Genomic DNA, 18,290 nt, shown 5'->3' on the forward strand with positions numbered 1-18,290 from the left:
GAATTTACAGAATTCTTGAATTAACAGAATACTCTATAGAGGTTTCCTATTCTGAAAATCTTTTAATTCTGTAAATTCTGATTCAGACAATCCCGGTTCTGTTTATTATTTTGGCAATCAAATACATCTCCATGCAGGCATATATTTTAGGCATTGATATTGGCACCGGCAGTACAAAGGCCGTAGCGGTAAGTTTAACGGGCGAACCATTAGGTACAGTATCCAATCATTATCTCATTAATAGCCCCGAGCCCGGTTACAGCGAACAGGACCCGCAGTTGATTTGGGATGCTTTTGTAAAATGCGTTGCGGGTATTACTGCCAAATTGGGCGTCGCCCCGCAGGCCGTGAGCCTGAGCAGCGCTATGCATAGTATTATTCCGGTTGATGAGCATGGCGAAGCGCTGCTGCCTATGATGACCTGGGCAGATGCGCGGAGCGAGAGCATCGCGCAGGCATTGCGTGCAACGGAAAAAGGTGAACGCCTTTATCATAACTGCGGCACAGCGATCCATGCCATGTCGCCCTTAAATAAGTTGCTGTGGCTGCGTGATAATCAAAGTAAGATCTTTGAAGCCGCCCATAAATTCATTTCGATAAAGGAGTTTATCTGGTTCAGGCTTTTTGGTGTTTTTGAGGTTGATTATTCCATTGCGTCGGCTGCAGGATTGTTTAATATTGTAACCAAAGAATGGAATGATGAGGCTCTTACACTCACCGGTATTACTGCTTCAAAATTATCAACCCCAGTTAATACCACTTATTACCGTAACAATATCAGGCCTGAAGTAGCTGCATTAACCGGGATAAATGCCGATACCCCGTTTGTTATAGGGGCAAGTGATGGGGCATGTGCTAATTTAGGCAGCCACACTACCGGCCCGGATGTAGCGGCGCTTACTATAGGCACCAGCGGCGCGGTGCGCATTACCAGCCCGAAGCCGGTTTACAATTACGAAGCCATGGTTTTTAATTACCTGCTTGATGAGCAAACTTATGTATGCGGCGGAGCGGTGAATAACGGAGGTATAGCGGTAAACTGGCTGCTCAAGAACTTTTTGCAAAAGGATAACCTTACCATTGCTGATTATGACGCTTTGTTTAATGAGATAGCAACCATACCTGCCGGCAGCAACGGACTTATATTTTTACCCTACCTGTACGGCGAACGCGCTCCGCTTTGGGATACCAAAGCCAGCGGTACTTTTTTTAATATCAAGCCGGCCCATACGCGGTCGCACTTTTTACGTGCGGGGCTTGAAGGTATTTGCTTTGCACTGAATGATGTGCTTAAAACATTGGAAGATGCATCGGGCGGGATTACACAAGTTAATATTAGTGGTGGTTTTACCAGCTCGGCAGTATGGACACAGGTACTGGCAGATATCACCGGGAAAAGGCTCGCAGTGCTTCAGTCTGAAGATTCATCAGCGCTCGGCGCTATTTATCTCGCTGCACGGGTATTATATCCTGAAAGTTATGGCATGCTTACCCGTGTTGAACAGCAGGATTTTATCGAACCAAATACTAAAAATCATGAGGTTTATAGCGGGATGTTCCCTGTGTTTAAAAAACTGTACGGTGATTTAAAGGACAGCATGCATTTGGTGGATGGATGGGAGTAAAGATGGATTAAAAAAGTTATCATTCCAGCCCCAGCCATTTAACTAATCTCCAGCAACCATATACAAAAAACGGCGCGGCCACTACATCAATAGTGTAATGAATATGCTGTATCAGCAGCAATACCACCAATACAATTGCACAGGCCAGAGCGATCAGCTTGTCTGTTCGCTTTTGCAGGTGGAGGTACACAAGTACCATGGTTGCCGTGTGGCCCGAAAAAAACAGGTCTTTGGTGATAAACGTATGCCCGTAAAACACGCTTGTGCTTGGGTCAATAAGCGGGACAAGGCCCACTGGCGGATTGAGCCTGACCAGGCCGATGGTAATAAACCGGGCAATACATACAAAATTCAGTGTCCAGATATAAGTGATACATATCCTCGGGTTATAAAGCGCCCGCCACATCATCAGCACACCCATGCTCCAGATGAGTATAAAAATCGGGACTGAAAGATCGTAAGAGGGTAAATGGGCCAATACCCAATCATTAAGTACAACGCCGTCCTGCCTTTTTTCGATGTACTTGAAAAAAGACGGTAACAGGTTAATGATGATGACTATGACCAAAGTGGCACCCAGTAACTTGAGCCTGCTGGCCCGGGTATTGTAGGCGCTCTGCCAAAGCTGTTTTATATGATAAATGGAGGCTAAATTCAATCTGTGTTTTTTTATAAAGCCTGCAAAAATACAGTTTGCCGGTTAATATTAAGTAATTGTCAGGTATTTGTTAATTTAATAAACGCAAATACGGATAGTGAAAACAAATGCAATTGTGTTGCATTAACTTGTTTATATTTGCGGCATGGATTTTCAAAAGCTTTCACCCCGGCTGGATAATATTGGTATCACCGCTTCAACGCTTTGTGCTATCCATTGTGCGGTAGTGCCTTTGCTGTTTACGAGTTTGCCCCTGGTGGGCCTTGGTTTTTTGGCTAACGCCTGGGTAGAGTGGGGAATGATCATTTTCGCCCTGGTGATAGGAGTGTATTCTATAGGCTTATCCTACTGGCGTACGCATCGCCGTTCAGTTCCACTATTTATGCTTGTATCAGGTTTTGTTATCATCATGGGAGGGCACGCGTTTACAACAACAGGAAAATCCGAGGCTATGATAGTTCCTGTTGGAGGCTTGCTGATAGCCGCCGCGCATTATGTAAATTATAGGTATACCGGTGCCTGCAATCATAATCATAAAATATATAACCTTAAAAAGGTTGAGTAATGGATAAGCGCCAAAGGAAATTCTTTTACGCGTTTTTGCTGTTCAACTGCTTTTTGAGTCCGGCTTGTAATCATGAAAAGCATGGTGCCCCGGCTGTATCAAACCGTCATACTAAGCCGATAAAAAATACCGTTATAAAAGCCGGCAACTAATGGCGTATATTATACGTACCATTATTAAATTAGCGGCCTTATAATTATTACCCAATTAATACATGACACAAACCCGCGATACACATCATTTTGAGCACCTGCTTGATAAGCATCACCTGAAAAAAACCGCGCCCAGGCTGCGGGTTTTATCTATGATGTCGTCAAGGCATTCGGCTACCTCGCAGCCCGACCTGGAGAACCTGATGCATGATATCGACAGGGTTACCCTTTACCGGATCCTCAATGCTTTTGAAGAAAAAGGGATCATCCATAAAGTATTTGATTTAAACGGTACGGCAAATTATGCCCTTTGCTCATCAAGTTGTAATGAGCATGACCACCATGATGAACATCTGCATTTTAATTGCACCCAGTGCAAAAATGTATATTGCCTTAATGATATGAACCTGCCCGCTATAGATCTTCCAGCGGGTTTTGAGTCGCATGGCTTTACCCTGTATGCTCATGGCTTGTGCCCCAGGTGCAGTAAAAAGGCGGTGAAAAAATGAAATATATCACTTTGCCCGGGACGATCATCCTGTTGTTCCTGTTTCAAAACTCATTCGCGCAGCAAAAAGATACTATACCCGCTGTTACAACCTTTAAGTTTAAAACGGTTATTATTGATGCCGGGCATGGCGGTAAAGATGCCGGGGCGCGTGGTTCACATTCGTTCGAGAAAAATGTAACCCTGTCAATAGCCCTGAAGCTCAAGGCAGCGCTTGATACGGCCATTACTGATGTTAACGCTATCCTTACCCGTACGGATGATACCTTTATCCCGCTAAACCAACGCTCGGCTATTGCCAATCAAAACCATGGAAACCTGTTTATTTCTATTCACTGCAATTCATCGCCCGAAGGCACTGCCGCACGTGCACACAAGCAAAAAGGTGTGCTGATGCTGGTATACGGTTTCCATCGCCTTAAGGAGCAGGAAGAGGCCGTACGCGAAAATGCTTCCATTTTCCAGGAAAAGGATTACAAGCAGAACTACGAAAGCTATGATGAAAGCGATCCTTCAAACCTGATCGTACTGAATGCTTATATTCAGAAATACCGTAAGCAAAGTATCCGTTTTGGTGACCTGCTTGACGATGAGTTTACCGGCGTAGATGGCCGCGAAAGTAATGGTGTGAAAGAACAGGGAGTATTGGTGCTGGCCCATAGCGCTATGCCTGCTGTATTGATAGAAACCGGTTTCATTAATAACCCCGAAGAGGAGGAGTACCTTAACTCGGACGAAGGGCAGCACGAAATTGTAATGACGATCATCAGGGCACTCCGGAATTACCGTAAAGCGATAGGATCATAAAAAAGCTTAAAGCCTAAAGCTGAAAGCTCAACCTTCTTTTACATGGGCTATAGGATTTTCTCCTCAATCTGGCGCTTTGCCCCTCGCTGGTCCGTCGAAATGGCTTTTCTTATTAAAATATGTTTAGCTTATAGTTTATTCAACTCATCCATCAATACCTTGCTGTACTGATTAAAATAGCGCCTTACCCCAAAACCCATAACGGTTTGGATACCGCGGGTGGCGTTGGTTAAAAATACTTCATCGGCCTCGTATAAAATATCAGGATTGATCTGGGCTTCGGTGATATCAATATTGTTTTCTTTTGCCAATTTGATCACTACCTGGCGCATTACACCTTCAACGCAGCCCTCGCTTAGCGCCGGGGTATATAAGTGGTTTTGGTAATTGATGAAAATATTGGAACTGCTGGCTTCGCACAGGTTACCGCTTTGGTTCAACAGAAAAACGTCATCCAGCTTGTTTTGAGTTTTGTACAAACCCGCCATTACATAAATAAGCGAGTTGCATGTTTTAATGTTCGACAGATAGTTGGACGGTTTAGGCAGTTCCGTAAACACATCCATGATCAGGCCCTTCTCATTCAAAAAATACCGGGGCTCTTCAGATGGGGTTAGCTCCAGGCAATAACCCATTTTATTTTGAGTAGGGGTATAAAAGCCTTCGGCATCGCGGTAAACTGTCAGGCGCAACCTGCCGTGTTTAACTTTATTTCTGCGTGCAAGCTCATTAACTATTTCGTTCAGGAACCAGGTATCCATTTGCGAATAACCATCAATTTTAAGGGCTTTCATGCCCCGCTGAAGGCGGTCGGCATGCAGTTCGGCAAATTTTAGTTTCCCTTTCATTAGTCGCATGCTTTCAAACAGGCCATCGCCATATTTAAAGCCCCTGTTACCAATGGTAAGCAATGGAGTGTTTTGAGGGAGATATTCGCCGTTAAAATTGATGAATACGGGCATCATAGGACGGATAGATATTATAATTTGATCGTGTTGTTAATAATTACCGGGTATTGTTGCTCTTCTATCTAACGTCTGTTATTTCGTATCTGTATCGCTGTACTTTCGCCATTTTGCAAGTACGGCCTCAAAATCAGCCGGCAGCGGCGATTCAAAATGCACCTGCTTTTTTAATGTAGGATGTAAAAAGCCCAGTGTTTGTGCATGCAGGGCTTGCCGTGGCATCAGCTCAAAACAATTTTCAACAAACTGCTTGTACTTGCTGAACATGGTGCCCTTTAAAATTTTATCACCGCCGTAAGTGGCGTCGCTAAACAAGGGGTGACCGATATGCTTCATATGCGCCCTGATTTGATGGGTACGGCCGGTTTCCAGCTGGCATTCAATCAGGGTAACGTAACCCATTCGCTCTAAAACTTTATAATGCGTTACAGACCATTTTCCTTTTTCAGGATCATCATATATCGACATTACCCGCCTGTCGGCTACACTGCGGCCAATATAGCCGGTAACGGTGCCATCTTCCGGTAAATCGCCCCAGGCAAGCGCTATATATTTACGGGTGATGGTATGCTCAAAAAACTGCTTAGCCAGCCAGTTCATGGCACGTTCGTTTTTGCTGATAAGCAGCAGCCCTGAAGTATCTTTGTCAATGCGGTGCACCAGCCCCGGCCTGCCGTCGTTGCCCGGCAGGGTTGGCAATTGCTGGAAGTGATATACCAGGGCATTCACCAACGTGCCCGTGTAATTGTTATAGCCGGGATGAACCACCATACCGGCTTCCTTATCAACCACCAATACATCATCATCTTCATAAATAATATTGATGGGAATGTTTTCGGGATATACTTCGGTATCACGGGGCGGGTGGGGCAGCACTACCGAGATCACATCAAGCGGTTTTACTTTATAGCTCGATTTGATGGTTTTATCGTTCACCAGCACATTGCCCAACTCAATAGCATTTTGAATGCGGTTGCGCGAGGCATTCTCCACGCGGTGCATCAAAAATTTATCAATCCGCAAAAGCGACTGGCCCTTGTCAACCACTACGCGTAAGTGCTCGTACAAGTCCTGTTCTTCCTGCTCAATAAGTTCGGGTTCGTGTGCCATTTGAGGCGCAAAAGTAATCGTTTTTTGTGGTAGGTTAAACGTAATATTGCAATAGCATTAACGTCGTATTATTTTATGAACATTGATCTTGAAATTTTTAGCCCGGTACAGCAAATTAACAGCTCATTGTTTGATAGCCACGGCGTAAAAGTTTTTATTAAGCGCGATGATCTCATCCATCCCATGATATCGGGCAATAAATGGCGCAAGCTTAAATATGTGCTTAAACAGGCTCAAGCCGAAGGCAAAACACACCTCGTTACTTTTGGCGGCGCTTACTCCAACCACCTGATGGCTGTCGCCGCCGCGGCGGCAAAGTTTGGTTTTAAATCGACAGGCATTGTACGTGGTGAGGAGGTTGATAACGACACCCTGTTTTTATGCCGCCTGCATGGTATGAACCTCCAATTTACTGACCGCGACAGCTATCGTGATAAACCGGCCCTGTTCAACAAGTATTTTGGCAATGATGAACAGGCTTTTTTTATTGATGAGGGCGGTGCATCAGCCGAAGGGGCAAAAGGCTGCAGCGAACTGGTTAATGAACTAACCGAAACCTACGACCACATTTTTTGTGCCTGCGGTACCGGTACGACAGCGGCGGGTATCATTAACGGATTAAATGGTCATCTGCTAAAAACAAAATTCAACGCGGTGCCGGTATTTAAAAACGGTGGTTTTATTAAAGAGGAGATACGCCGGTTTTTAACTGCCCCGGCAGATTATAACATACATACCGATTACCACTTTGGCGGTTATGGCAAAGCAAATGACGAGCTCATCAGTTTCATTAAGCAATTTGTTGCTGCAACAGGGATATTGATAGAGCCTGTATACACTGGTAAAATGATGTATGCCCTATATGATTTAATAAGCAAAGGACACTTTAAACCCGGCAGTAAAATCCTGGCTATTCATAGCGGGGGGATTTGGGGATTATTGGGGATGAAAGAAAAGTTTAAATAGCACTAATTAATCAACACTAATTACACGAATGAGGTCGAATTTTCGCGAATTGGAATTAAATAGCACTAATTTCACAAATGCGTCCGAATTTACACGAACCAACTAATTCGTGTAATTCGTTCTAATTGCTCAATAATACGCTAAGCATTCGTGCATAAATTTCAATTCGTGTTTATTGGGATCTCAAAATGGAAAGTTGACCCTTCGCCGTAAGTGCTTTCGACCCAAAGCCTGCCCTGGTGGCGGTTAACAATTTCCTGGCAAATGTACAGGCCAATTCCTAACCCCGACATGTGAGAGGCAAGGTTCTCAACGCGGTAAAAGCGCGAAAACACCCGTTCCAGTTGATCGGGCTGGATGCCGATACCAAAATCCTGTACCGATACCCTGAATTTGTTGTTGATAACAAGGGCTTCGATGATCACTTTATCTGCCTTTGGCGAATATTTAACGGCATTGGTTACCAGGTTAATGACAACCTGCTCAATACGCTGGCTATCAGCATGGATAATTAATTCTTCGGCTGGTAAATTTAAAAGGAGCTGATGGGAGGGACCGGTTTGTTGCAGTATCTCCCTCAATTCGGTAAGTAGTTTGATCACATCAAAATCGGCATAAGTAAAAGGCAGTTTACCGGTCTGGATTTTGGTAACATCAAGCAAATCTGATATCAGGGTGGTTAATTTGCCCACCTGTTCCAATGCCCTGTTGGCCAGTACTTTGCTTTTATCATCCGGGGGGAGGTTACGGGCAATGATTTGCAGGTAACCCTTTAAACTGGTGACCGGTGTTTTTAGCTCATGGCTTGCAAGCCCTATAAACTCATCCTTTTTTTCATTAAGCTCTTTAATATTTTCATAAAGTTTGGCATTATCAAGCGCTACCGCGGCCTGGGCGGCAACAGCCAAAACAAGTTGCTCGTGCTCCCTGGTAAACCTGGCCGGTTGTTCGTGCCCGAAAAATAACCCGCCAATCACCTCGCCCGATTTGCCCCTTACCGGAACCGCCAGATAGCTTATTACCGGGAGGTGCCCTTTAGGCTGACCAAAATGTGGTGCATTTTTTCCGTAACGCGGGTCTTTGGTAATATCATCAACCCTTACCGTTCCCTCACCGCTGAAAGTAGGGTGAAAGACTGCCGTATTACGCGGCATGCCAAATTTTTCAAATGCCTCACGCGGCGCGCCCGAAAGCGTGAACAGCATATATGATTCGCCCTGCTCGTTAACCTGGTTGTGGAAAAAAGCGCCAAACTGCGCACCGCAAAGCTGGGTAGTTGCATCGGTGACTTTTTGCAGGATGCTTTGAATATCCAACTCGGCCGAAATAACCTGCCCTATGGAGTTTAAGATCTCCAGGCGTTCGGCATACTGTTGTAACCTTTCTTCTGATTTTTTTTGCCTGCCTATATCGCGTATTATTTTTGAAGCCCCTATTACCTTATTGGCCTTGTTCCTTATTGGAGATATAGTAAGCGAAATTTGTATTTCCTCGCCGCTTTTTGTTTTACGTATGGTTTCAAAATGTTCTATCCGTTTGTTGGCCCGTATTTTATTAATGATCATTTCTTCTTCATCATAACGGTCTTCCGGTATCAAAACGGTAATATGTTTGCCTATGATCTCGTCTTCGGTATAACCAAATAAACGTTGGGCCGCGCCGTTCCAGCTGGTAATTACACCATCAAGGTTTTTACTTACAATAGCATCTTCTGATGATTCAATGATAGAGGCCAGCATCCCTTGTTTTGATTCGGCAATTTTTTGTTCGGTAATATCTATCAGGGTATTGGCGGCGCCTGCCAGTTCGCCATTTTCATTAAAACGGGGCTTGGGGTTGGATAATATATAGCTTACACTTCCATTGGGACGTTTAATAAGTATTTCCTCCTGCTCTATAGCCTTGCCGTATTTTAATACTTTACCCGTTGGTGTTTCATCGGGAGCTAATAGTATACCGTCGGAGGTAAATATCTCCCAGTTTACATACCACTTGTCTTTATTGGTTTCAGGCGTTTTTCCCCAAAGCTTTATTGCCGCCTTGTTAAAAGAGGTTATATAGCCCTCTTTATCGCAGGTATAAACTGCAACGGGCAGGTCTTCAAGTAAATCCCAGTCGGTACTATCGTTAAATGTTACTTTTGGGACCGGTTTTGAGTGGCCGGCAGATAATGGCTCTTCTCCCATGGTTATAAATATCCCCTTTGGTTGTATCTGCCACTAATTTAATATTAAAATAATCAATCTATGTTAAATTAATTAAAAAGAAAATTTTATTAAACTATCCCGTTGCAATTCAGGTTCGCAGGAGGAGAAATTTGATGTTAACCGGGCGGAAAATGCAAATTTCGGCTGCGTTTTTTTATGAATACGGTGGTTGAAGCAGGTGTACCGGTTTTGAGTTTGGTACAAAAAGTAACTTTAAACAATTTAAAGTTACTTTTTTGTCAATCGGTTCAAAAACCGCTTAAATTTTGATTTTAGGCGGTTTTTACTAAATTTGTAATAAACCAAATTAATATGTACAACCTACTTGTTTCTCCGCAGGATGTCCAGGCATCGCTTCAAAAGCATGTACTGGCCGATGGATTCGACCTCACTTTTGATATGGAAAAAAGTAAGGGTGTTTATATTTATGATGCAAAATATAATCGTACGCTGCTTGACTTTTTTACCTGCTTTGCTTCGGTGCCTTTGGGCTATAACCATCCCAAAATGCTGAACGACGAGGAGTTTAAGAAAAACCTTATGCTTGCGGCTTTAACCAACCCGTCAAATTCAGATATCTACACTACGCAATACGCCCAGTTTGTTGAAACATTTGACAGGATAGGGATCCCGGAATACCTGCCGCATGCTTTTTTCATTTCCGGTGGTGCGCTGGCTATCGAAAATGCGCTGAAAGTAGCTATGGACTGGAAAGTGCAGAAAAACTTTGCCAGGGGGTATACTAAGGAAAAAGGTTTTAAAGTATTGCACTTTGAGCATGCTTTTCACGGCCGATCGGGTTATACCCTGAGCCTTACCAATACCTTGCCAAATAAAACCAAGTGGTTTGCCAAGTTTGACTGGCCGCGGGTGTCTGTACCTTATATGAATTTCCCTTATAGCGACGCCAATCATGAAGATCTGTTAAAGAGGGAGCAATTATCGGTAGCACAGATCAGGAAAGCATTTGAAGATAATAAGGATGATATATGCGCCATAATAATTGAACCTGTGCAATCAGAAGGAGGCGATAACCATGTACGCAAAGAGTTTTTAGAGAAGCTGCGTGAGCTTGCCGATGAGTACGAGGCATTGCTGGTATATGATGAGGTGCAAACAGGTGTTGGTTTAACCGGAAAATTCTGGTGTCATCAACACTTTGGAGAAAAGGCGCGCCCGGATATCATTGCCTTTGGTAAAAAAATGCAGGTTTGCGGCATATTGGCTGGCAGGCGCATTGATGAGGTTGAAGATAATGTATTTAAAGTATCATCGCGTATCAACTCAACCTGGGGCGGTAGTTTGGTTGATATGGTGCGCTCGTCAAAAATAATGGAAATCATTGAGGAGGATAACCTTTGTGATAATGCGACGGTAATGGGTGAGTACCTGCAAAACGGCTTGAGTGAAATTGCCGAACGGCACCCGGTTATAAGTAATGTGCGGGGGAAAGGACTGCTTACTGCCTTTGATTTTCCGGACAAAGCAATAAGAGACAGCTTTATTAAAAAAGGTTTTGATAATAATATTATGTACCTTGGCTGCGGCGAAAGGAGTGTGCGTTTCCGCCCCGCGCTGATCATCGAAAAAAGCCACATTGATACAGGCCTTGACATGCTTGAACAGCTTTCGGTCACTTTATAATACAGTAAATAAAGAAAATTAATCCCGGCTACAGCTAAATCCGCTCATGAAACGGATGAAATTAACTAATATTTAATAAGGTAAAATCGGCATCTATTATTTGCAAAAATAGAAAGATATTAATATACGCTACTTTTTTTCCAAAATCCGCTATATTTTTTGTTATTATTCCGATTAGATTTGTTGCAACCCTATTAAAGTAACGTAGTTCTATTTCAAGCACCATGAGCAAACACATAGAGAAATTAAAGAAACAACTGGTTGAAGTTGCCGAGGTTGTAAACTCATTCAAATCTGAAGCCGTGCAGGTTCGTATAATTGACCGTTTACTGGAGGTTATGATCGAATCGGAGAAAGTAGATGCCGAGGGTGTTGAAATGTTTGGTAAAAAAGTAAGGAAATTACGCATTGAAGATGAAGGCGGAGGTGTTTCCGGGCGTAAAAAGCCTGGTGCTACCAAAATACTTAATCAATTGCTAAATACAGATTTCTTTGATAGTCAGCGTTCTATTTCATCAATTGCCAATTACTGTAAAGAACAGTATGACTCTGACTTTAAAACATCTGAACTTTCAGGGATCCTCTTAAAATTAGCTAATGAAAATAAGCTCAGAAGGGAGAGGAGCAATGAAAATAATCGCTTTGAATATATTAAAGCATAAGTATCATCATACTTGCTAAAATAAACAGGGAGCCTGAAAATCAGGCTCCCTGTTTATTTAGGGTGAAATTTATTATATATAACTTATAGTTAAATATAAATATTATTTAAGGTTAAATAAATTATCTACCCCTAAAATTTTTCTGCTGGTAAAGCCCTCGGCATATTTTACCTGGATACTTTTGCCAAACTCGCGTGCCCGGCCGGTTACTATCTCAATAAAATTAGATGTCGAAATATAGGTTTGAGGTTCACCTTCCCAGCTTGGGTTATAAAACTGCGATCCATAGGCATTAATACTCTCTATCTTTTTATCCCAATGTTCGGTTACATCAATTAATATATCAGGGGTAATATAATTATCCTGTATAAAATGCAGCACCATGTCTGGCCGCCAGGCCTCTTGTGGTGAGCCATCAATATCAAAAGTTTCTATTTTGCGAAGGCCCGCTAAAAATGCCGAGGCTTCAACAAGTTCATTTGCCCGGCCATGATCGGGATGGCGGTCATGGTAAGCATTGGTTATTACGATGGAAGGACGAAATTTGCGGATGGCTTCAATAACCTTTACCTGGTGTTCGCGGGTATTTTCAAAAAAGGCATCGGGCAGGCCAAGGTTTTCACGTACGGCTAAACCTAATATTTCGGCGGCGGCGGCAGCTTCCTGTTTACGGATCTCGGCCGAGCCGCGGGTGCCCAGTTCGCCACGGGTAAGGTCAACAATACCAACTTTATAGCCAAGGGCAATATGTTTTAAAATTGTACCTGAACAACCCAATTCAGCATCATCAGGATGTACCGATAAAACTAATATATCTAATTTAAGCATGCGCAAAAGTAATTCATTGGTTAAATGCCGCTGTCAGCAGGCGGTCAATCTTTCGCCTGATTTTTGAGGAGTTTGGTTTGGTGAAAGGGTAGTAAAAATCAACTACATGCCCATTCTTATCAATCAAAAATTTATGAAAATTCCAGCGCGGAACCGACCGTACATTTCCATTCTCCTTTTTATCGGCAAAAAATTGATACAAAGGGTCGGCATATGGGCCGCGTACCCTTGTTTTTTCAAATATGGGATAGTTGGCTCCATTGGCTTCACAAAAAACGGCAATAGCTTCCCCATCTAAAGGTTCCTGTCCGCCAAAATCATTTGAAGGGAATGCGAGGATTTCAAAGTCCTTGCCGGCAAGCTGAGTTTTTAAAGCTGCCAATTCTTTTAGCTGAGGTGTAAAGCCGCATTGCGATGCCGTGTTTACAATTAAAAGAACCTTGTTTTTATATTCGGAAAGACTGATCTCTTCACCGTTTAACTTTTTAACGTTAAACCGGTAAATGCTTTTGTTATCCATTAAACTAATTGCTGTATGAATTATATCCGGCCTGATTTAATATGGCCTCGATATCCTTCTGTTCTTCAGGGTCGTAGGTTTCTTTGAGGTTATGACCAAATATGCTGGCTACCGACTGGAACATGAAAGCCTTAAAGCCGCCTTTTAATTCTTTAACCATAGCGAAGCTGGTTTGCCCGGTTTCGCGGTCAATAAGCTTAATTAAAACCTCTCCCTGACTAATTGTCAGGTTCTTGATCTCTTTATTGAACAGGTTTTTTATTTCACCCTCGCAGGTGCTAACCAGTTCTTTTTGTTTTTTCCTGTCGGCGGTAACGGCAAGGTCGCGTTGTAACTGGCGGTACCTTTGCCCCGCAAAACGTGCGTAAGGCAGTACTTTCATTACATTATAACGCAAACGGCGGTAGTTTAGCCTATCGGCCTCGCTCGCAAAAATACGGGTATCTACAATTCTAACCTCCGGCTCAACTATCCATGGTACAAGCTCACCGTCAAGGTTGGTCATGGCTGTTCTGATGGTATCATTTTTGCCAAGAGTTACGGGTGCAGGCGTAGCTGTTTGGGCCTTTGCAGCACCCATTAAGCAACATAACAGCAGCGTAAAACCAATAAATTTCATATTTTTACTTAATACAAAAATAATGTAATTTTTTTTGGTATTTTACTAATACCTGCAATAATATTTATTTGCTGCATGTTTATGATTGAATACCGCTAATACCCCGTACATGAAAGACTTAGTGATAGACCTGGAAGCCGAGAAGAACGAGATACTAAAAAGATACCGTGCTTTGTTGCGTGCCTGTAAATCAACCCTGCAAAAGGGCGATAAACGCATGATACGCAAGGCATTTGATATGGCCCTGGAAAGCCATAAGGATATGCGCCGTAAAAGCGGCGAACCTTATATATATCACCCTATTGCCGTTGCCCAGATAGCCGCCGAAGAAATTGGCCTGGGTACCACATCAATAGTGTGCGCCCTGCTGCATGATGTGGTTGAAGATACCAACATGACGCTTGATGAAATTGAGATGGAATTTGGTAAAAAGGTAGCCAAAATTATTGACGGCCTTACCAAAATATCAGGCGTATTTGATACCAACAGCTCATTGCAGGCCGAAAACTTCCGTAAAATGCTGCTTACCCTTGCCGATGATGTGAGGGTGATATTGATCAAGCTGGCCGACAGGCTGCATAATATGCGTACCATGGAGTTTATGCCCAGGGACAAGCAGCTTAAGCTATCGTCAGAAACGGTTTACCTGTATGCGCCCCTGGCACACCGCCTGGGCTTGTATGCCATAAAATCTGAGTTGGAAGACCTCTCCATGAAATACATGGAGCGTGAAACTTACCAGTTCATTAAAAATAAGCTGAACGAGAAAAAGGCCGAGCGCGAGCGTTTTATCCGCGATTTTATCGAGCCAATCAATAAATCGCTGCAAAACCAGGGACTTGAGGCTGATACTTTTGGCCGGCCGAAATCAATCCATTCTATCTGGAATAAGATGAAAAAGAAGTCGATACCCTTTGAAGAGGTATATGATCTTTTCGCCATCCGGATTATATTGGACAGCGCCCCCGAACATGAAAAGGCTGATTGCTGGAAAGCCTACTCTATAGTAACCGATCAATATCGCCCAAATCCTGATAGGCTGCGCGACTGGATTTCATCGCCCAAAGCTAATGGTTATGAATCATTGCATACCACGGTAATGGGCCCGCGGGGGCAGTGGGTTGAAGTACAGATCCGCACCAAGCGCATGAACGAGATTGCCGAAAAAGGTTTTGCCGCGCACTGGAAATACAAGGAAGCCAGCACCGACAGCGGCCTTGACCAATGGGTACACAAAGTGCGCGAAATGCTCAAAAACCCGGATACCAACGCGCTCGATTTCATCGATGATTTTAAGATGAACCTCTTCAGCGATGAGATCTTCATTTTTACGCCAAAAGGAGCGCTGATCCAGTTGCCATTGAATGCTACGGCGCTCGACTTTGCCTTCGAGATCCATACCGATGTAGGCGCAAGCTGTATCGGTGCTAAAGTAAATCATAAACTGGTGCCGCTAAGCTACAAGCTCCAAAACGGCGACCAGGTAGAGATCATTACCTCGGGCAAGCAAACCCCTAAAGAAGACTGGCTTAATTTTGTAGTTACCGCAAAGGCCAAGGCTAAGATCAAGTCGGCTTTAAAAGAAGAAAAACGCAAGATTGCCGAGGATGGCAAAGAGATACTGGAGCGTAAAATGAAATCGCTCAAGATCACTTATAACTCCGAAAACCTGCAAAAAATCAGCTATTTCTTTAAGCTGCAGGCCACTCAGGACCTTTTTTACAATGTTGCCAAAGGCATTATTGATATGAAGGACCTAAAAGAATACCAGGCATCCGAAAAAGTAATAGACAATAAGCCGCAGGATAAAATTGACCAGGAGCAGGTTCAAAACCTCATCAAAAATATCAAGGCCAAAGACAGTGATATCCTGCTCATTGGCGAGGATATGCAAAAGATAGATTATAAGCTGGCCAATTGTTGTAACCCTATCCCCGGCGATGATGTGTTTGGTTTTGTTACCGTGAGCGATGGTATCAAAATTCACCGTACCAATTGCCCTAATGCGGCTAAACTTATGGCCAACTATGGCTACAGGATAGTAAAAGCCCGCTGGACAAATCAGCAGGAGCTTGCTTTTCTTACCGGTTTACGCATTACCGGTATTGACGAGGTGGGATTAATCAACAAGCTTACCACCGTAATATCAAATGATTTTAAAATAAACATCAGGTCTATAACAGTTGACAGCGATAATGGTATATTTGAAGGCTCGCTGATGTTGTATGTGAATGACACCAGTCACCTTGATACCCTGATTAAAAACCTAAAACAAGTAAAAGGCGTAACCGCGGTTAACCGTTTTGATTCGGCGATTGAAAAAGCTTCTTGAGGATGGTGAGTAGTGAATGGTTGATTAGGTGAATAGTTAACCAGCAGGAGAATGGTGAATGGTTGATTAGGTGAATAGTTAAAATCCTAACAATTATTCACCCGATAAACCTAATCAACCACTCACTCAATCAACTTAATCAACTAATAACCCAAATTATTAATAACTTTGCCCCGTTAATACATCATTATGTCACAGCAGGATACCATACCAATGGTTAAAAAAATTTTTGAGGCCTACCTCGAAAATAAAAACCTCAGGAAAACCCCTGAACGTTTTGCTATACTCGAAGAGATATATTCCCGTACAGATCACTTTGATGTGGAGTCGTTGTACATCCACATGAAAAATAAAAAATACCGTGTAAGCCGTGCTACGGTTTACAATACGCTTGAGCTATTAGTTTCGTGCGATCTGGTTACTAAACACCAGTTTGGCAAAAATATGGCCCAGTTCGAAAAATCATACGGCTACAAACAGCATGATCACATCATCTGCATCGACTGTGGTAAAGTGGTTGAGTTTTGTGATCCGCGCATCCAGCAGATCCAGAGTATGATGGGCGACATATTAAAATTTGACATCAAACACCACTCTTTAAATCTTTATGGTAATTGTACCAAATTAAGAGAGGGTTTTTGTGACAGAAAAATTTAACTTTGCCCCCTTTCATAACACATATTCTTGAACTTACGATAAATTAATGGCTGTTGACGTATTATTAGGCCTCCAGTGGGGCGATGAAGGAAAAGGAAAAATTGTTGATGTGCTTAGCGCAGGTTATGACCTGATAGCACGTTTCCAGGGCGGGCCGAATGCTGGTCACACTTTGGAGTTCGACGGTAAAAAGTTTGTTTTAAACACCATTCCTTCAGGTATATTTTTTGAAAACACCATGAACCTTATCGGTAATGGTGTGGTGATTGATCCTATCACCCTGAAAAAAGAACTGGATAAATTAAAAGATGCCGGGCATGACCTGCTGGCCAAAAAGAACCTTTTAATTGCTAAAAAAGCACACCTGATATTACCAACTCACCAGTTGCTTGATGCTGCCAACGAAAAAAAGATGGGTGAAGGCAAAATTGGTTCAACCTTAAAAGGTATTGGCCCAACGTATATGGATAAAACCGGTCGTAACGGTTTACGGATCGGCGATATTACCCTGCCCGATTTTAAGGAGCGTTACCAGAAACTGGTTGATAAACACGTATCAATGCTGCAGCAGCTTTACGGTGAAGTAGCAGATTTTTCAGAACGCGAAGCCTTGTTTTTTGAAGCACTTGACGTTTTACGCCAGTTCCCGCTGGTTGATTCCGAGCATTTGGTTAACAACTATATCAAAGAAGGAAAGAAAGTATTGGCCGAAGGAGCACAGGGCGCTATGCTTGATATCGACTTTGGTTCATATCCGTTTGTAACTTCATCAAATACCACCGCTGCCGGCGCTTGTACCGGTTTAGGCATCGCCCCACAACAAATTGGCGAAGTAATAGGTATTTTTAAAGCTTATTGCACCCGCGTAGGTGGTGGCCCTTTCCCAACTGAACTGGAAAATGAAACAGGTGAGGAGCTACGTAAGGTAGGCCATGAGTTTGGCGCAACTACTGGCAGGCCACGCCGCACTGGCTGGATCGACCTGCCGGCTTTAAAATATGCCATTATGCTTAATGGCGTTACCCAGCTGGTAATGACCAAGGCTGATGTATTAAGCGGTTTCGATAAAATTTATGCTGCTACTCATTATAATTATTTAGGTGAGCAGATCGATTATATGCCTTATGATATCTGCTCTGTAAAACCTGAGCCTGTATATAAGGAAATTGATGGCTGGAACGAAGATTTGACCGGTATTACCGAATTATCTCAGATCCCAACCAAGCTGCAATCATACATTGATTTCCTTGAAGCTGAACTTGGTGTGCCGGTAAAATATTTATCAGTAGGCCCAGACAGGAAGCAGACTTTAACATTGCACTGAGAATAAAAAAGCGTCATGCCGAATTTATTTCGGCACCCCATCAGCAGAGTGTACTTCATGTATAACCTTCTTGTGGGATTCTGAAACGAGTTCAGGATGACATAGCTATAAATAAGAATAAAAAGGCCGGACGTTCCGGCC

The 18,290-nt window shown here is 43.1% G+C and carries 17 protein-coding genes; 10 read left to right on the forward strand and 7 right to left on the reverse strand.

All coding sequences use genetic code 11. From position 1 onward, the window contains the following. Positions 1 to 110 precede the first annotated feature (110 nt). Complete coding sequence (locus MusilaSJ_RS22655) at positions 111 to 1,625, forward strand: gluconokinase (protein ID WP_274987055.1); 1,515 nt, start codon at positions 111 to 113, stop codon at positions 1,623 to 1,625. A gap of 19 nt (positions 1,626 to 1,644) precedes the next feature. Here the strand turns inward: MusilaSJ_RS22655 and MusilaSJ_RS22660 are convergent, their stop codons facing one another. Next, positions 1,645 to 2,283 carry a phosphatase PAP2-related protein gene (locus MusilaSJ_RS22660; protein WP_274987056.1) on the reverse strand — a complete coding sequence of 213 codons (639 nt, stop codon included), beginning with the start codon at positions 2,281 to 2,283 and terminating at the stop codon, positions 1,645 to 1,647. 145 nt (positions 2,284 to 2,428) lie between these two features. Here MusilaSJ_RS22660 and MusilaSJ_RS22665 point away from each other — a divergent pair, with 145 nt between their 5' ends. The 3 genes from MusilaSJ_RS22665 (at position 2,429) to MusilaSJ_RS22675 (ending at position 4,315) form a co-directional block, all read left to right on the forward strand. Next, on the forward strand, positions 2,429 to 2,848 hold the full coding sequence (locus MusilaSJ_RS22665) for a MerC domain-containing protein (protein ID WP_274987057.1): 420 nt from the start codon (positions 2,429 to 2,431) through the stop codon (positions 2,846 to 2,848). A gap of 214 nt (positions 2,849 to 3,062) precedes the next feature. Next, a complete protein-coding gene (locus MusilaSJ_RS22670; protein ID WP_274987058.1) occupies positions 3,063 to 3,509 on the forward strand; it encodes a Fur family transcriptional regulator in 447 nt (148 codons plus the stop codon). Beyond that, the gene (locus MusilaSJ_RS22675; RefSeq protein WP_274987059.1) at positions 3,506 to 4,315 is read left to right on the forward strand and encodes an N-acetylmuramoyl-L-alanine amidase family protein; all 810 of its coding nucleotides are present in this window, start codon (positions 3,506 to 3,508) and stop codon (positions 4,313 to 4,315) included. The genes MusilaSJ_RS22670 and MusilaSJ_RS22675 overlap by 4 nt, the downstream gene beginning before the upstream one ends. A gap of 128 nt (positions 4,316 to 4,443) precedes the next feature. Here the strand turns inward: MusilaSJ_RS22675 and MusilaSJ_RS22680 are convergent, their stop codons facing one another. Continuing rightward, positions 4,444 to 5,280: an aminotransferase class IV gene (locus MusilaSJ_RS22680; protein ID WP_274987060.1), complete on the reverse strand. Its 837-nt coding sequence runs from the start codon at positions 5,278 to 5,280 to the stop codon at positions 4,444 to 4,446. A 75-nt stretch (positions 5,281 to 5,355) separates the two neighbouring features. Continuing rightward, complete coding sequence (locus MusilaSJ_RS22685) at positions 5,356 to 6,390, reverse strand: RluA family pseudouridine synthase (RefSeq protein ID WP_112653633.1); 1,035 nt, start codon at positions 6,388 to 6,390, stop codon at positions 5,356 to 5,358. Between the two features lie 75 nt (positions 6,391 to 6,465). On the opposite strand from MusilaSJ_RS22685, the gene MusilaSJ_RS22690 reads away from it, so the two are divergent. Next, positions 6,466 to 7,356, forward strand: coding sequence for a 1-aminocyclopropane-1-carboxylate deaminase/D-cysteine desulfhydrase (locus MusilaSJ_RS22690; RefSeq protein ID WP_274987061.1), 891 nt, complete (start codon positions 6,466 to 6,468; stop codon positions 7,354 to 7,356). A gap of 161 nt (positions 7,357 to 7,517) precedes the next feature. Here MusilaSJ_RS22690 and MusilaSJ_RS22695 read toward each other — a convergent pair whose 3' ends face one another. Next, positions 7,518 to 9,542, reverse strand: a complete 2,025-nt coding sequence (locus tag MusilaSJ_RS22695) for a PAS domain S-box protein (RefSeq protein ID WP_274987062.1) — start codon at positions 9,540 to 9,542, stop codon at positions 7,518 to 7,520. Positions 9,543 to 9,875: 333 nt separating this feature from the next. On the opposite strand from MusilaSJ_RS22695, the gene lat reads away from it, so the two are divergent. Together lat and MusilaSJ_RS22705 are read left to right on the forward strand one after the other, a co-directional pair. Next, positions 9,876 to 11,207 (forward strand): L-lysine 6-transaminase, encoded by a 1,332-nt coding sequence (gene lat, locus MusilaSJ_RS22700; RefSeq protein ID WP_274987063.1) that lies wholly within the window; start codon positions 9,876 to 9,878, stop codon positions 11,205 to 11,207. A 224-nt stretch (positions 11,208 to 11,431) separates the two neighbouring features. Beyond that, positions 11,432 to 11,869 carry a hypothetical protein gene (locus MusilaSJ_RS22705; RefSeq protein ID WP_091175294.1) on the forward strand — a complete coding sequence of 146 codons (438 nt, stop codon included), beginning with the start codon at positions 11,432 to 11,434 and terminating at the stop codon, positions 11,867 to 11,869. 102 nt (positions 11,870 to 11,971) lie between these two features. On the opposite strand, the gene bshB1 is transcribed toward MusilaSJ_RS22705, so the two are convergent. The 3 genes from bshB1 to MusilaSJ_RS22720 are packed head-to-tail and all read right to left on the reverse strand — an operon-like array spanning position 11,972 to position 13,836. Beyond that, complete coding sequence (gene bshB1 / locus MusilaSJ_RS22710) at positions 11,972 to 12,697, reverse strand: bacillithiol biosynthesis deacetylase BshB1 (protein WP_090528162.1); 726 nt, start codon at positions 12,695 to 12,697, stop codon at positions 11,972 to 11,974. A 13-nt stretch (positions 12,698 to 12,710) separates the two neighbouring features. Next, positions 12,711 to 13,217 (reverse strand): glutathione peroxidase, encoded by a 507-nt coding sequence (locus MusilaSJ_RS22715; RefSeq protein WP_274987064.1) that lies wholly within the window; start codon positions 13,215 to 13,217, stop codon positions 12,711 to 12,713. 4 nt (positions 13,218 to 13,221) lie between these two features. Next, on the reverse strand, positions 13,222 to 13,836 hold the full coding sequence (locus tag MusilaSJ_RS22720) for a DUF4294 domain-containing protein (RefSeq protein WP_274987065.1): 615 nt from the start codon (positions 13,834 to 13,836) through the stop codon (positions 13,222 to 13,224). Between the two features lie 109 nt (positions 13,837 to 13,945). Here MusilaSJ_RS22720 and MusilaSJ_RS22725 point away from each other — a divergent pair, with 109 nt between their 5' ends. The 3 genes from MusilaSJ_RS22725 to MusilaSJ_RS22735 all read left to right on the forward strand — a co-directional run bounded on the left by MusilaSJ_RS22725 (position 13,946) and on the right by MusilaSJ_RS22735 (position 18,149). Further along, positions 13,946 to 16,168: a RelA/SpoT family protein gene (locus MusilaSJ_RS22725; RefSeq protein ID WP_274987066.1), complete on the forward strand. Its 2,223-nt coding sequence runs from the start codon at positions 13,946 to 13,948 to the stop codon at positions 16,166 to 16,168. 189 nt (positions 16,169 to 16,357) lie between these two features. Then, on the forward strand, positions 16,358 to 16,825 hold the full coding sequence (locus MusilaSJ_RS22730) for a Fur family transcriptional regulator (RefSeq protein WP_112567234.1): 468 nt from the start codon (positions 16,358 to 16,360) through the stop codon (positions 16,823 to 16,825). Positions 16,826 to 16,871: 46 nt separating this feature from the next. Then, positions 16,872 to 18,149, forward strand: coding sequence for an adenylosuccinate synthase (locus MusilaSJ_RS22735; RefSeq protein WP_274987067.1), 1,278 nt, complete (start codon positions 16,872 to 16,874; stop codon positions 18,147 to 18,149). Positions 18,150 to 18,290: the final 141 nt, after the last annotated feature.

The organism is Mucilaginibacter sp. SJ (assembly GCF_028993635.1).
Classification (GTDB): domain Bacteria; phylum Bacteroidota; class Bacteroidia; order Sphingobacteriales; family Sphingobacteriaceae; genus Mucilaginibacter.